Origin of the sequence: Oceanisphaera psychrotolerans (assembly GCF_001870485.1) — a bacterium.
Taxonomy (GTDB): Bacteria; Pseudomonadota; Gammaproteobacteria; order Enterobacterales; family Aeromonadaceae; genus Oceanimonas; species Oceanimonas psychrotolerans.
Genome location: NZ_MDKE01000069.1, coordinates 19,344 through 33,030, shown reverse-complemented (window position 1 = coordinate 33,030; position 13,687 = coordinate 19,344). Strand labels below are relative to the sequence as shown.

Annotated in this window: 14 protein-coding genes and 1 pseudogene; 7 read left to right on the top strand and 8 right to left on the bottom strand. The window is 56.0% G+C overall.

All coding sequences use genetic code 11. From position 1 onward, the window contains the following. Window positions 1-324: 324 nt before the first annotated feature. From BFR47_RS16415 to BFR47_RS16405, 3 genes are read left to right on the top strand one after another with little or no spacing between them, the layout of a single operon-like run. On the top strand, window positions 325-2,247 hold the full coding sequence (locus BFR47_RS16415; protein WP_071474140.1) for a PrkA family serine protein kinase: 1,923 nt from the start codon (window positions 325-327) through the stop codon (window positions 2,245-2,247). Between the two features lie 23 nt (window positions 2,248-2,270). Then, on the top strand, window positions 2,271-3,539 hold the full coding sequence (locus tag BFR47_RS16410; RefSeq protein ID WP_071474141.1) for a YeaH/YhbH family protein: 1,269 nt from the start codon (window positions 2,271-2,273) through the stop codon (window positions 3,537-3,539). A 7-nt stretch (window positions 3,540-3,546) separates the two neighbouring features. After that, a complete protein-coding gene (locus BFR47_RS16405; RefSeq protein ID WP_071474067.1) occupies window positions 3,547-5,061 on the top strand; it encodes a SpoVR family protein in 1,515 nt (504 codons plus the stop codon). Window positions 5,062-5,098: 37 nt separating this feature from the next. Here the strand turns inward: BFR47_RS16405 and fadR are convergent, their stop codons facing one another. Continuing rightward, a complete protein-coding gene (fadR, locus tag BFR47_RS16400) occupies window positions 5,099-5,812 on the bottom strand; it encodes a fatty acid metabolism transcriptional regulator FadR (RefSeq protein ID WP_071474066.1) in 714 nt (237 codons plus the stop codon). A gap of 126 nt (window positions 5,813-5,938) precedes the next feature. On the opposite strand from fadR, the gene dsbB reads away from it, so the two are divergent. Beyond that, a complete protein-coding gene (gene dsbB, locus BFR47_RS16395; protein ID WP_071474065.1) occupies window positions 5,939-6,451 on the top strand; it encodes a disulfide bond formation protein DsbB in 513 nt (170 codons plus the stop codon). A gap of 7 nt (window positions 6,452-6,458) precedes the next feature. On the opposite strand, the gene BFR47_RS16390 is transcribed toward dsbB, so the two are convergent. From BFR47_RS16390 to BFR47_RS16380, 3 genes are read right to left on the bottom strand one after another with little or no spacing between them, the layout of a single operon-like run. Beyond that, window positions 6,459-6,893, bottom strand: a complete 435-nt coding sequence (locus BFR47_RS16390; RefSeq protein WP_071474064.1) for a YcgN family cysteine cluster protein — start codon at window positions 6,891-6,893, stop codon at window positions 6,459-6,461. Between the two features lie 4 nt (window positions 6,894-6,897). Then, entirely contained in the window at window positions 6,898-7,560 is a 663-nt protein-coding gene (locus tag BFR47_RS16385; RefSeq protein WP_071474063.1) for a fumarylacetoacetate hydrolase family protein, read from the bottom strand. A gap of 38 nt (window positions 7,561-7,598) precedes the next feature. Then, the gene (locus BFR47_RS16380; protein WP_071474062.1) at window positions 7,599-7,880 is read right to left on the bottom strand and encodes a YcgL domain-containing protein; all 282 of its coding nucleotides are present in this window, start codon (window positions 7,878-7,880) and stop codon (window positions 7,599-7,601) included. A gap of 105 nt (window positions 7,881-7,985) precedes the next feature. Here BFR47_RS16380 and minC point away from each other — a divergent pair, with 105 nt between their 5' ends. From minC to minE, 3 genes are read left to right on the top strand one after another with little or no spacing between them, the layout of a single operon-like run. Beyond that, window positions 7,986-8,663, top strand: coding sequence for a septum site-determining protein MinC (gene minC, locus BFR47_RS16375; protein WP_071474061.1), 678 nt, complete (start codon window positions 7,986-7,988; stop codon window positions 8,661-8,663). Window positions 8,664-8,686: 23 nt separating this feature from the next. Next, window positions 8,687-9,499, top strand: coding sequence for a septum site-determining protein MinD (gene minD, locus BFR47_RS16370; RefSeq protein ID WP_071474060.1), 813 nt, complete (start codon window positions 8,687-8,689; stop codon window positions 9,497-9,499). 3 nt (window positions 9,500-9,502) lie between these two features. After that, window positions 9,503-9,808 (top strand): cell division topological specificity factor MinE, encoded by a 306-nt coding sequence (gene minE / locus BFR47_RS16365; RefSeq protein WP_071474059.1) that lies wholly within the window; start codon window positions 9,503-9,505, stop codon window positions 9,806-9,808. A 37-nt stretch (window positions 9,809-9,845) separates the two neighbouring features. On the opposite strand, the gene rnd is transcribed toward minE, so the two are convergent. The 4 genes and pseudogenes from rnd to tsaB all read right to left on the bottom strand — a co-directional run bounded on the left by rnd (window position 9,846) and on the right by tsaB (window position 13,684). Then, window positions 9,846-10,940: a ribonuclease D gene (gene rnd, locus BFR47_RS16360; RefSeq protein WP_071474058.1), complete on the bottom strand. Its 1,095-nt coding sequence runs from the start codon at window positions 10,938-10,940 to the stop codon at window positions 9,846-9,848. Window positions 10,941-10,994: 54 nt separating this feature from the next. Then, entirely contained in the window at window positions 10,995-12,707 is a 1,713-nt protein-coding gene (fadD, locus tag BFR47_RS16355; RefSeq protein ID WP_071474057.1) for a long-chain-fatty-acid--CoA ligase FadD, read from the bottom strand. Between the two features lie 136 nt (window positions 12,708-12,843). Then, a complete protein-coding gene (locus BFR47_RS18055) occupies window positions 12,844-12,993 on the bottom strand; it encodes a hypothetical protein (RefSeq protein WP_175514124.1) in 150 nt (49 codons plus the stop codon). An 11-nt stretch (window positions 12,994-13,004) separates the two neighbouring features. Beyond that, window positions 13,005-13,684: pseudogene (gene tsaB, locus BFR47_RS16350) on the bottom strand (tRNA (adenosine(37)-N6)-threonylcarbamoyltransferase complex dimerization subunit type 1 TsaB). Window positions 13,685-13,687: the final 3 nt, after the last annotated feature.

The following is a 13,687-nucleotide window of genomic DNA, read 5'->3' as shown; positions in this document are numbered from 1 at the left end:
AGTCAACGTAAAAAGTGACAATTATCATCACTACACAGCAACCCACCAATAGCATATCGTTGACGTTAACGTAATTATGGCGCTATCAGCTTGAGAAGGCCGTCCTCTATGCCAGTAGCCGTTACTTGCCCCGCTAACAAAGACTCATATGGTAAAGATTTTCCTGCTGGAGATATTTCGCAAAATCTTCGATTTTTCTGAGCGTTACACAAGCGCGATAGCGGAATCCTGTCTAACCTTTCACTAAAGGAATGAAAGATGTGTGCGCAAGGCTCTTTCTTCTGATCAAGACGTCAGAGCCTGGATTTTATGGGGGATAAAGCCATGGGTATATTCGAGCATTACCAAACGCGCTATGAAAAGGCCAAGGAAGAAGAATACGGCCTGCAGGAATTCCTGGACATGTGCCGGGAAGACAAGGCCTGCTATGCATCGGCATCCGAACGGCTGCTGATGGCTATCGGGGAGCCGGAAATGATCGACACCGCACAGGTGCCACGATACAGCCGGCTCTTTTCCAACCGGGTGATTGCACGCTATCCGGCTTTCGCCGAATTTTACGGCATGGAAGAAAGCATCGAACAGATAGTCTCCTACCTCAAGCATGCCGCTCAGGGGCTGGAAGAAAAGAAACAGATCCTTTATCTGCTGGGGCCGGTGGGCGGGGGTAAATCCTCCCTGGCCGAATGCCTCAAGGCATTGATGCAAAAAGTGCCTATCTACCGGCTCAAGGGCTCTCCGGTCAATGATCATCCTTTCAGCCTGTTCGATGCTACCGAGGATGGCCCCGTTCTGGAGCAGGAATATGGTATACCTCGCCGCTATCTGCGGCCCATCATGTCACCCTGGGCCGTGAAGCGCCTGCACGAATACGGGGGCGATATCACCCGCTTCAAGGTGGAAAAAGTCTATCCTTCGGTGCTCGACCAGATTGCGGTCGCCAAAACCGAGCCGGGCGATGACAACAACCAGGATATTTCTTCTCTGGTCGGCAAGGTCGATATCCGCAAACTGGAGCATTTTGCCCAGGATGATGCCGATGCCTATTCCTACTCCGGAGCCCTGTGCAAGGCCAATCAGGGCATGATGGAATTTGTGGAGATGTTCAAGGCCCCGATCAAGGTGTTGCATCCGTTACTGACCGCGACCCAGGAAGGTAACTACAACGGCACCGAAGGGCTTTCTGCCCTGCCCTTCGAGGGCATCATTCTCGCGCACTCCAACGAATCGGAGTGGCAACACTTCAAGCACAACAAGAATAACGAAGCCTTCCTCGACCGGGTATACATCGTCAAGGTGCCTTACTGCCTGCGGGTCACCGAAGAAGTGGAAATCTACAAGAAGCTGCTGACCAACAGCGAACTGTCCAGCGCCAAGTGCGCACCCGGCACCCTGGAAACCCTGGGGCAGTTCACGGTGCTGTCACGGCTGAAAGAGCCCGAGAACTCGAGCCTGTATTCCAAGATGCGCGTCTATGACGGTGAAAGCCTGAAGGACACGGATCCCAAGGCCAAGTCCTATCAGGAGTACAGAGACTACGCCGGGGTTGACGAAGGCATGAACGGTCTCTCGACCCGCTTTGCCTTCAAGATCCTGTCCCGGGTATTCAACTTCGATCATGCCGAAGTGGCAGCCAACCCGGTACACCTGTTCTATGTACTGGAACAGCAGATAGAACGAGAGCAGTTTCCGCAAGACGTCCACGACCGTTATCTGGAGTTCATCAAGGGCCACCTGATCCCGAAATACGTGGAGTTTATCGGCAAGGAAATCCAGACCGCCTATCTGGAGTCTTACTCCGAATATGGCCAGAACATCTTTGACCGCTATGTTATCTACGCCGACTTCTGGATTCAGGATCAGGAGTACCGGGATCCGGAAACCGGTCAGCTGTTTGACCGTTCGGCGCTGAATGCCGAGCTGGAAAAAATAGAGAAGCCTGCCGGCATCAGCAACCCCAAGGATTTCCGCAACGAAATCGTCAACTTCGTGCTGCGGGCCCGGGCCAACAATGCCGGTAAAAATCCCAACTGGACCAGTTACGAGAAGCTCAGAACCGTTATCGAGAAGAAGATGTTCTCCAATACCGAAGAGCTGCTGCCGGTCATTTCCTTCAATGCCAAGACCAGTGCCGACGAGCAGAAGAAGCACGACGACTTTGTGGCTCGCATGATGGAAAAAGGTTATACCCGCAAGCAGGTCAGATTGCTGTCCGAATGGTATCTGCGGGTACGCAAGTCAACCTAATGAAGTGAATGTTGGGGGAAAATATGGCGCATTTTATCGACAGACGACTAAATGGCCGCAACAAGAGCGCTGTCAACCGGCAGCGCTTTATCCGCCGCTACCAACAACAGTTAAAAAAAGCGGTATCGGATGCGGTACTCAAACGCAGTATTCAGGACATCGACAAGGGTGAGAGTGTTTCCATTCCCACCCGCGATATCTCCGAGCCTGTCTTTCATCAGGGGAAAGGTGGCCATCGGGACCAGGTGCACCCGGGCAACGACCAGTTTATTACCGGCGATCGGGTCGATCGCCCCTCTGGCGGGGGCGCAGGCGGCAGTGGCCAGGGTGATGCCAGCAACCAGGGCGAAGGCGAAGACGATTTTGTATTCCAGATCTCCAAGGAAGAATATCTGGACTTGCTGTTCGATGGCCTGGAGCTGCCCAACCTGGAAAAAAACAAGCTCAACAAGATAAGCGAGATGAAAACCTTCCGGGCCGGCTACACCGCCGACGGGGTTCCGGCCAATATCAACATAGTACGCTCACTGCGCCAGTCTCTGGCCCGGCGCATGGCGCTGCAGGTGGGCAAGAAGAAAACCGTGGCCGAACTGGAGCTGGAGCTGGCCGAGCTGAGCAAGCACCCCGCCGAAAACTATGCCCGCATTCAGGATATAGAAGCAGAAATTGTCGAACTCAAAAGACGCATCGCGGCGGTGCCCTTTATCGACACCTTCGATCTGCGCTTCAACAATTTTGTTCAGCGGCCCATTCCTTCCACGCAGGCGGTGATGTTTTGCCTGATGGATGTATCGGGCTCCATGGATCAGGCCACCAAGGACATGGCCAAACGCTTTTACCTGTTGCTCTACCTGTTTCTGACCCGGACCTATAAAAACGTCGAAGTGGTATTTATCCGGCACCATACCCAGGCCAAGGAAGTGGACGAACAGGAATTCTTCTACTCCCAGGAAACCGGGGGCACCATCGTCTCCAGCGCCCTGCAACTGATGAAAGAAGTCATGGAGGCTCGCTACCCTCCGGATCAATGGAATATCTACGCGGCGCAGGCATCGGATGGCGATAACTGGGCCGATGATTCTCCACTGTGCAAACAGTTGCTGCAAAAAGACATCATGTCTTTTGTTCGCTACTACGCCTACATAGAAATTACCAACCGGGCCCACCAGACCCTCTGGCACGAATACGAGTCCATCGCACGCAGCTTTCCCAACTTTGCCATGGAGCATATTCGTTCGGTGGAAGACATTTATCCCGTCTTCCGGGAACTGTTCAAGAAACAAGCGGCATGAGGTGACCATGGCTGAAGCAATGACAGACACTCGCCCGCTCAGTGACGGCCCCGACTGGAGCTTTGATTTACTCGAAGCCTACCACAAGGAAATAGCCCGCATCGCCAAGAGTTACGGCCTGAGCACCTACCCCAACCAGATAGAGATTATCACCGGCGAACAGATGATGGATGCCTACTCGAGCATCGGCATGCCCATTGGCTACCATCACTGGTCCTACGGCAAAAAATTCATTCAGACCGAGCAGCATTACAAACGCGGCCAGATGGGGCTGGCTTACGAAATCGTGATCAATTCCAACCCCTGCATCGCCTACCTGATGGAAGAGAACACCATGCCGATGCAGGCACTGGTCATCGCCCATGCCTGCTACGGGCATAACTCCTTTTTCAAGAACAACTATCTGTTCACGACCTGGACCGATGCCGAGTCCATCATCGACTACCTGCTGTTTGCGAAACACTACATCACGGAATGCGAAGAAAAATACGGGGTGGCCGAGGTAGAGGCAATACTCGACAGCTGTCATGCGCTGATGAATTACGGGGTGGACCGCTACAAACGTCCCCAGAAACTCTCTCTGGCCGAAGAGCGGCGGCGGCAGAAGGCCCGCGAAGCCTACCTGCAGACCCAGGTCAACGAGTTATGGAAAACCCTGCCGCGCATGGATGATGCCAAACAGGTCAAGAAAATGCGTTACCCCCAGGAGCCGGAAGAAAACATCCTGTATTTCATCGAGAAGCACGCGCCCCTGCTCGAGCCCTGGCAACGGGAGATTGTGCGTATCGTGCGCAAGATAAGCCAGTACTTCTATCCCCAGAAACAGACTCAGGTGATGAACGAAGGCTGGGCGACGTTCTGGCACTACACCATTACCCAGCATATGTACGACGAGGGGCTGGTCACCGACCGCTTTATCATGGAGGTGCTGCACAACCATACCAACGTCATCTTTCAGCCCCCCTACAACAGCAAGTTCTATTCCGGCATCAACCCCTATGCACTGGGTTTTGCCATGTTTCAGGACTTGCGTCGTATCTGTGAGCACCCCACCGACGAAGACAGGGCCTGGTTTCCAGACATCGCCGGTTCCGACTGGGTCAAAACGCTGCACTTTGCCATGGAAAACTTCAAGGACGAGAGCTTTATCAGCCAGTTTCTGTCACCCAAGGTGATGCGCGATCTGCACCTGTTCGCCGTGGCCGACGATGACACCCGCAATTATCTGGAAATTTCGGCCATTCACGATGAGCAGGGCTATCGCAAACTGCGCCAGACCCTGTCGAACCAGTATAATCTGGCCAACCTCGAGCCCAACATTCAGGTCTATAACGTGGAAGTGAAGGGCGACCGTTCACTCACCCTGCGCCATGTCCCCCACAACCGCATTCCCCTGGCCGACTCACACCGTGAGGTGCTTAAGCACGTTCACCGGTTATGGGGCTTTAATGTGATACTGGAGCAGGAAGAAAGCGACAACAACGCCAGCATCATCGCCCGTTGCCCGGAACAGGCTCCCTAGGGGTAAACAAAAAACGCCTCCGTCAGGAGGCGTTCTGTCAATGCTGTACCAGGGTGTCGGGAATATGCTCTCGCATATCATGCCACAGCCTGCCCGAGTCTTTACCGTAGTTCCGTACCAGCTCGGTCACTTCGTTCACCCGGCCGTTTTCTGCCAGCTCAGCCAGACTGTGGTAGTAATCCACCGCCAACTGGCGCGTGGCCGAGTGTGAAAAATAATAACGGCCTACCCGGCAGTACAATCCCTTGAAACCGTTCAGGATCAACGCATAAATCGGGTTACCGGAAGCAAAGGCCAGCCGGTGATGCAGTTCATAATCGTAGGCGGCGAATGCATCCGCATCATCTTGCAGCCCTTCCAGCTCGGCGACGACCGAGATGACCTGTTCGGGAGCATTCTTCACGGCTGCACGAATAAAGATACTGCTGATATGAGTACGGGCAGACAACAACTGATCGATAAGCTCCGGCATCTTGTCTTCATCGAGCCGCGCCAGCGTTTCCAGGATATTCAGGCTGGAGGTTTCCCAGAAATTATTCACCCGGGTCGGCTTGCCATGCTGTATGGTCAGCCAGCCATCCCGCGCCAGACGCTGCAGTACTTCACGCAGTGTGGTTCTGGTCACCCCGATCAACTCGGATAACTCCCGTTCGGCGGGTAAAATGGAGCCAGGTGGAAAGTGACTGTTCCAGATGGATTCTATGATATATTGTTCTGCAAAATTGGCTGGGCTTTGTGCCTTGATAACCATGAAACCACTCTGTTAATTTTGTTACGACAGTCGAGATTAACCGCCGATAATAACAGAGCAGACCAGTTTCCCACAAGCGCTACCCTGCCACATGACAACCTTCCTCTCCGACACCGTGGGGTTTCGATGCTGTACGACTTTTCCCGTACCCGTTTAGCCTGGGGCCTGCTGACCATAGGCGCAACCTTGCTGTTGGCAATAGCGCTGTTTTTTCAGTATGTGCAGGGGCTGTATCCCTGTGTGATGTGCGTATATCAACGGGCGGCACTGGCCGGGGTGATACTGGCGGCGCTGCCCGGCTGGCTGGCGCCACGCAACGGACTGGTAACCGGTCTTGCCCTGGCCGGCTGGCTGGCGGCATCGGTCAAGGGGTTCTGGCTGGCAAACGAGCATGTCGGTTATCAACTCAACCCGTCTCCCTTCAACCAGTGCTCCAGTTTTGCCGACTTTCCACAGTGGCTGGCACTCGACCGCTGGTGGCCGGCACTGTTTCACCCCAGCGGGGACTGCTCCGATACCTCCTGGAGCTGGCTCGGCTGGAGTATGCCCCAGTGGCTGATGGGCATTTTTGCCGTACTGGCCGGCCTGGCCGCCTTCTTTATTATCGTGCGGATATCAGGGGTGAGGCGCAAAGCGTGAGCAGAGGTTAACGGGCCCAGGTAATGATGTGATCTTCCCAGTTACCGGCCCTGGACTCGGGCACCACCTTGCCACGCACCGACTGACCGGCCTTGTGCATGGCACTCTTGGAGCCGGTACGCAGCGGGTGCCAGGACGGCAACGACTGACCTTCCGCCAACAAACGATAGGCGCAGGTGGAAGGTAACCAGTAATAATCATCCAGCTTGTCTCGGGTAATCTTCAGACAGTCCGGCACCTTGGCAAAACGATTGCCATAGTCGCTACAGGCGCAACTGTGGGTGTTCAGCAGTTCGCAGGCCACATTGGTATGCACCAGTTCATCGGTATCTTCATCAATCAGCTTGTTGAGGCAACACTTGCCACAGCCATCACACAAGGCTTCCCACTCCCCATCGGACATCTCCTCCAGAGACTTGGTATACCAGAAATCGGCCTGCATAAAATTATCCTGCCACTTTGGCACTGAACCGGTACTGCCCGTCCAGTTGCATATCGAGTTCATCCAGCGGCTTGAGTTCGGCAACGCCCTTGGGAGTGCCGGTCAGTACCACATCACCGGGATTAAGGGTAAAACAGCGACTCATTTGCGCCAGCAATTCGCCAATGGACCACATCATCATGGCGGTGTTACCCGACTGACGAGTCGCTCCATTGACCTGCAAGGCAAAATCCAGATGCTGTAAATCGTTGAGCACCTCGGGCAAGGCAAAGGGACTGATCGGACAACTGCCGTCAAACGCCTTGGCCCGCTCCCAGGGGTGGCCGTTGGCCTTGAGCTGCTCCTGCACATCACGCAAGGTGAGATCCAGCGCCAGACCCACACCGGCAATGGCCTCCAGCGCGTGGCCCGGCTCGGTATGGCACAAACGACGTCCGATCAGCAATGCCACTTCCAGCTCATGGTGTACCGCCCCCTGCCCTTTGGGCAGCAACAATGGCACATCCAGACTGGCCAGGCTGGTAGACGGCTTGATGAACAGCAACGGCTGTTCGGGGACAGGGTTGTTCAACTCCGCCGCATGGTCCCTGTAGCTACGGCCCACACACACCACTTTGCCTACCGCATAGGGTAACGGTTGTCCTTGTACATCCAGATGTTGGTACATGAGGGACTCCTGTTCGGTTTACAACATGAAAAGAAGGATCAGCTGGACGCCTTGCCCTGAGACTTCCGGTGTTGCTTCAGCAGATCTTCCGGCGGGGGCGGCAACTGCAGATAAAATCCCTGGGACTTTAACGCCAGGCGCACCTTGCCCAAATCAGCCTGAGCCAGATGGGTCTTTGTGGCCAGGTTGACGATCATCGCAAGCTTTGGCGTACCGAAGGTTTCCAGCAAAGAAGAAGGCACGCGAGAAAAGTCGTCGCGGCGCTCGACAAAAAGATAAGTCTCTGCCTTTTTGGGGCTTTTATACACTACACACAACATGGAAATTGCTATAATCCGTCGAGTTTATTGCCAGTCAAGATGGCAAACTATAACATCAGCATGACCAATAACAAAAAGGATTGAATCCTCGGGGGAAAGCCGCTTATGGCGGAGCATGGCATCGAATTAAAAGGCAGTAGTTTTACCCTGTCGGTGATTCATATTACCGACACCGACATTGCACGAGTAAAACGACAGCTGGCAGAAAAAATTGCGCAGGCACCGGCTTTTTTCCGGGCTGCCCCGCTGGTTATCAATATAGAAAAGTTGTCACAACAGCCTGACTTCAATGCGCTTGCCAGAGCCATCCAGGAGCTGGATCTGGTCCCGGTCGGGATTTCCGGTGCCAGAGACGATGCAACCCGGGCCGCCGCACGCGCCGCCGGGCTGGCCATCATGAGTACGGGCAAGGTACCGGCAGCACAAGAAACACCCACAGCCTCCCTGCTTAACCAACCCGGAACCAAGGTTCATCGTGGTCCGGTACGCTCCGGCCAGCAGATCTATGCCCCCAATGGCTCACTGGTCATCCTCGGATCGGTCAGCAACGGGGCCGAAGTCATTGCCGACGACAGCATTCATATCTATGGTCAACTGCGCGGACGGGCCGTGGCGGGCGCCAAGGGCAACGAATCGGCACGAATTTATTGTCAGCAAATGATGGCAGAGTTGATCTCCGTTGCCGGCCATTATCAACTCAGCGATGGGCTCCAGGGTTCGAGCTGGGAACAGGCCGTTACTATTTCTCTGGCGGGCGAGCAGTTAAAGTTCGATCGTCTCTAATTCTTCGATCTTAGGAACACACTATGGCACGAATTATCGTCGTCACATCCGGGAAAGGAGGCGTGGGTAAAACCACCTCCAGTGCAGCCATCAGTACCGGTCTGGCCAGTCTTGGTCATAAAACCGTGGTGGTTGATTTTGATATCGGCCTGCGCAACCTGGATCTGATCATGGGTTGCGAACGCCGCGTCGTATACGATTTTGTCAACGTGATTAACGGTGATGCCAACCTGAATCAGGCACTCATCCGGGACAAGCGAGTCGATCAGCTCTACATTCTGCCCGCCTCCCAAACCCGGGACAAGGACGCCCTGACCAGGGACGGCGTAGAGAAAGTCCTCAACGATCTGGCCGCCATGGGCTTCGAGTATATTATCTGTGACTCTCCCGCCGGCATCGAAACCGGGGCGCTGATGGCGTTGTACTTTGCCGACGAAGCCATCGTCACCACCAACCCGGAAGTGTCCTCGGTACGGGATTCCGACCGTATTCTGGGTATTCTGTCGTCCAAGTCGCGTCGGGCCGAACAAGGCATGGAGCCGATCACGGAACATTTGTTGCTGACCCGCTACTCTCCCGAACGCGTCAGCCGTGGCGACATGCTGAGCGTGCACGATGTACAGGAAATACTGGCGATTCCCCTGCTGGGCGTGATCCCCGAATCCCAGGCCGTACTCAAGGCGTCAAACGCCGGCGAGCCGGTGATCCTGGATGGTGAGTCCGATGCGGCCCTGGCCTATGCCGACACCGTCGCCCGCCTGCTGGGCGAAGAACGCCCCTTCCGTTTCCTCGATGAAGAGAAGAAGGGATTTTTCAGCCGACTTTTTGGGAGTTAACCCATGTCTCTACTGGACTATTTTCGTTCAAAAAAGAACTTTAACAGCGCCAAACTTGCAAAAGAGCGCCTGCAGATCATTGTTGCCCACGAACGTAGCCAGCGGGATACCCCGGATTACCTGCCGCAAATGCAACAGGATATTCTGGAGGTGATTCGTAAATATGTGAACATCGATCTCGATCAGATCTCGGTGCAGCTCGACCAGAAAGGTGAAAACCTGTCGGTACTGGAGCTCAACATCATGCTGCCCGAGCTCGACGATAAGGAAAAAGAGAAAGAGAAAGAAAAAGAGCAGCCCGCACCGTAAAAGCCAGGGGCGAGTCTGTTCGCCCCCTTTTTGTTCATCACAGCTGTGATGTGAGCAGTTCTCCGCGCCAGCCTTGCAACAGGACCGGTGTCATGTCCGTACTTTCTTCGAGCCGCCACTTCCAGCTCAGGTACTGATGGATCAGTCGCTTCGAGGCGATCAACTCCGCCGGTATTTCGGCCTGTTCACCAGCCTGCTCGACAATGGCCTTGATGCGCTTCAGCTCCGCCTTGTATCCCGGATAATCCACCAACCGCTGCACCGGCTCCGGCCAGCTGTCGGGCGCAGCCAGTGCCTGTTGCACCAACGCCAGCAAGGTGTCGCCATGACGCTTGATTTCCATCGGTTCCAGCCCCAGCCGGTTCAGATCACCCAGGCTCTGGGGGGCCCGCTCCGCCACCCGAAACAGATGGGCTTCCTTCACCACGAAGTTCACGGCCAGATCCCGGCGCCGTGCCTCGCTCAGGCGCCACTCGCACAACCGCTGCAAAATACCCAGTGCCTGGCGATCCAGCGTCCAGGCATTCTTGATATCCAGATACGCCAGCGCAGGGGCAACACTGACGCTGCGCCGTTTCACCGCGCGTTCACATTCCTGCTCGAACCAGTCGGTCAGCCCCTTCCGCTCCAGTTGCTGCCACAGCGTCTGATAGATCGGATAGAGATAAATCACGTCATCGGCCGCATAGCGAAGCTGCTCGTTCGACAACGGCCGTGCCAGCCAGTCGGTACGGGCATGGGCCTTGTCGAGGCTGACGCCGAGTAACTTCTCCACCAACGGCGCAAAACCGAGCTGGGTACCGTACCCCAGAAAGGCGGCGGCCAACTGCGTGTCGTGGACGCGGGCAGGCAAGGCGCCACTCTGATGCTGAAACAATTCGAGATCCTCTCCCCCGGCATGCAACAGACACAAGCGAGCGGGATCGTGCAGCAATCGCCACAACGGAGACAGGTTGGACACCACAACCGGATCGATGAGCGCGGTGTGCCGGCCATCAAATAACTGATAAAGGCCCGGTTTGGCATAGAAGGTACGGGTACGAACAAATTCGGTATCGAGCGCCAGCAGGCGGGCGTCGGTGGCACAGAAGTCGGCCAGGGTCTGGTTGTCGGTGATCAGTGTATAAGTCATGGGTACTCTGCGAGTAGACGGCAAAATAAAACCCCGACTGCCCGGGGTTTCGGCTCAGGCAGCGGCTTCTCGCAGCTCCCGGCGCAATATTTTACCGACATTGGTTTTAGGCAATTCGTCACGAAATTCTATCACCTTAGGCACCTTATAGGCAGTCAGATATTGACGGCAATGGTCGAGCAGCACCTTTTCGTCGAGGCTGGCGCCCGGCTTTTTTACCACCACCAGTTTCACCACTTCTCCCTGGTGACGGGATACCCCCACCGCCGCCGCTTCCAGCACGGCCGGGTGCTGCATGGCGACTTCTTCGATTTCATTGGGAAACACATTGAAGCCGGACACCAGTATCATGTCCTTCTTCCGATCCACAATGGTCAGAAAACCCTGCTCGTCGATGGTCGCGATATCGCCGGTACGCAGCCAGCCATCATGAAAGGTGCCGTCATCTGCACCATTCTGGCCCCAGTAGCCGCTCATGACCTGAGGCCCTTTCACCTCCATTTCCCCGGGAGTATGGGTCAGGTGAATTTCTTCGCCATTATCGTCGACCAGCCGAACCTCGGTGGAACACACCGGCAACCCGATGGTGCCGTTATAGCCCTCCATGTCATAGGGACACACCGTCACCAGCGGCGAACACTCGGTCAGGCCATAGCCCTCCAGCAGCTTGCTGCCGGTTATCGCCTGCCACTGCTCGGCCACCGCGCGCTGTACCGCCATGCCGCCGCCGATGGTCAGCTTCAGGCGGTGGAAGTCATGACTCTGAAAGTCCGCGTTGTGCACCAGTGCATTGAACAGGGTGTTGACCCCGGTGATACAAGTAAAATCATACCCCCTGAGCTCCCGTACAAAACCCGGAATATCCCGCGGGTTGGTGATCAGCAGGTTGTGGGCACCGAGACGTAAAAACAGCAGGCCGTTTACCGTCAGCGCAAACACGTGATACAGCGGCAGCGCGGTGACCACCTGTTCCTGTCCGGTGCTCAACACCGGGCCATAAACGCCAATACACTGCTCCACGTTGGCCAGCATATTGCGATGGCTGAGCATGGCGCCCTTGGAGCGCCCGGTGGTGCCGCCGGTATATTGCAAAAAGGCCAGGCTATCACCATTGAGTTCGGGACGGGTATAAACGAGCCGCTTTCCCCGAGCCATGGCCGTCTTGTAGGCAACGGCACCCGGCAACTGGTAATCGGGTACCAGCTTTTTGATGTATTTGACGGCAAGATTGACCATCGCCCCTTTAACCAACCCCAGATGATCGCCCATGCGGGTCAGGATCACATTTTTTACCGCCGTCTCTTTCAGCGCCTCGGTCAGGGTATGGGCGAAGTTCTCCACGATGACGATGGTGCTCGGCCTGGCGTCATTCAGCTGATAGGCCAGCTCCCGCGCGGTATAAAGCGGATTGACGTTCACCACCACCAGACCGGCGCGCAGGGCGCCAAACAGGCAGACCGGATATTGCAGCAGATTCGGCATCATCAGTGCGATCCGCTCGCCCGGCGCCAACCCGAGCCCCTGCTGCAGATAGGCGGCAAAGTCCCGCGACAGTATATCCAGCTCCCGGTAACACAAGGTCTTGCCGAAATTGCTGTAGGCCGGCAGTTCGGCAAACTCATTGACGCTCTGCTCAAACATCTCCAGCAGTGAGGTAAAGCGGTCGGCATCAATCTCGGCGGGCACCCCCGCCGGATAACGGCTCAGCCAGGGCTTACCGGAAAAGGCTGTCGGGGTCGGTTGCGGGCCGGACGGGATATGTTCCATATCAGTCTCCAGGGAGAGCACGGGAAGACACGAACCCCGTTGCAGTGATGACGCCCGATTAAGGCGCTTGCGCTAAAATCCATGCCCGCAGAATACCAAAGGAAACATTACGTCAACAAGCTGGTGTGACCGCGCGTCACCGTCGTCGATGATGCCAGAGCCGGATACGGCGCAGGTTATTGCGCCGGCGTCGCTGGCGGTATTGCCGGCTGCGGTGATAAGGCCGCAAGGAATAAAACAGCGTCCAATCGCGGTCGTTCTGCTGTTTTATTGAAAAAATGATCACGGAAACTCCTGTCAGCGTCCCGGCAGTTTCTGCCAGGTCACCTTGTCCCGCAGATAGACAGGTCGGGCATCGGCGGCGCTGACTCCTTGCCCCTGATGCCACAACTGTACGGCCTGTGGTAACAGATCCCGGGCTTCGGGAAAGGGAACCGACTCGCATCGTCCTTCGACCCGCGCCATCAGTTCAGCTAGGTGACAAAACCGGTGCCCACACCCCACTGCCAATGGTCGCTCGCGGTCGCCAGAAATTGCGCCGGCGCCAGCACCTGCTCTTCGTCCGTGCCAACCATCAATCCCTGTTCCAGCCGGTAACCACCCACATAAATTTCCCCCATACGGGCATCGATGGCGGCCAGTACCTGCTCGCCGCCGCAGGCACGGTGAGCGCCCTGAGCCAGGGCCTGTAGATTGGAGACGCCCAGCAACGGCAAGTCGGCGCCGAACGCCAGTCCCTGAGCTATCCCCAGAGTAATACGCACACCGGTAAAAGAGCCCGGTCCCCGGCCAAAGGCCAGGGCATCGAGCTGACTGAGCGACAATTCAGCTTCGGCCAGCAACTCGGCCACCATCGGCAGGATCAAATCCGTATGGCCGCGAGGCGCCACCTGGTAACGGCTCAGCAGCTCACCATCCTGCCACAGGGCGGCAGAGCAGGCCTCGGTGGCGGTGTCGATGGCCAGTATTCGGGTCATGTC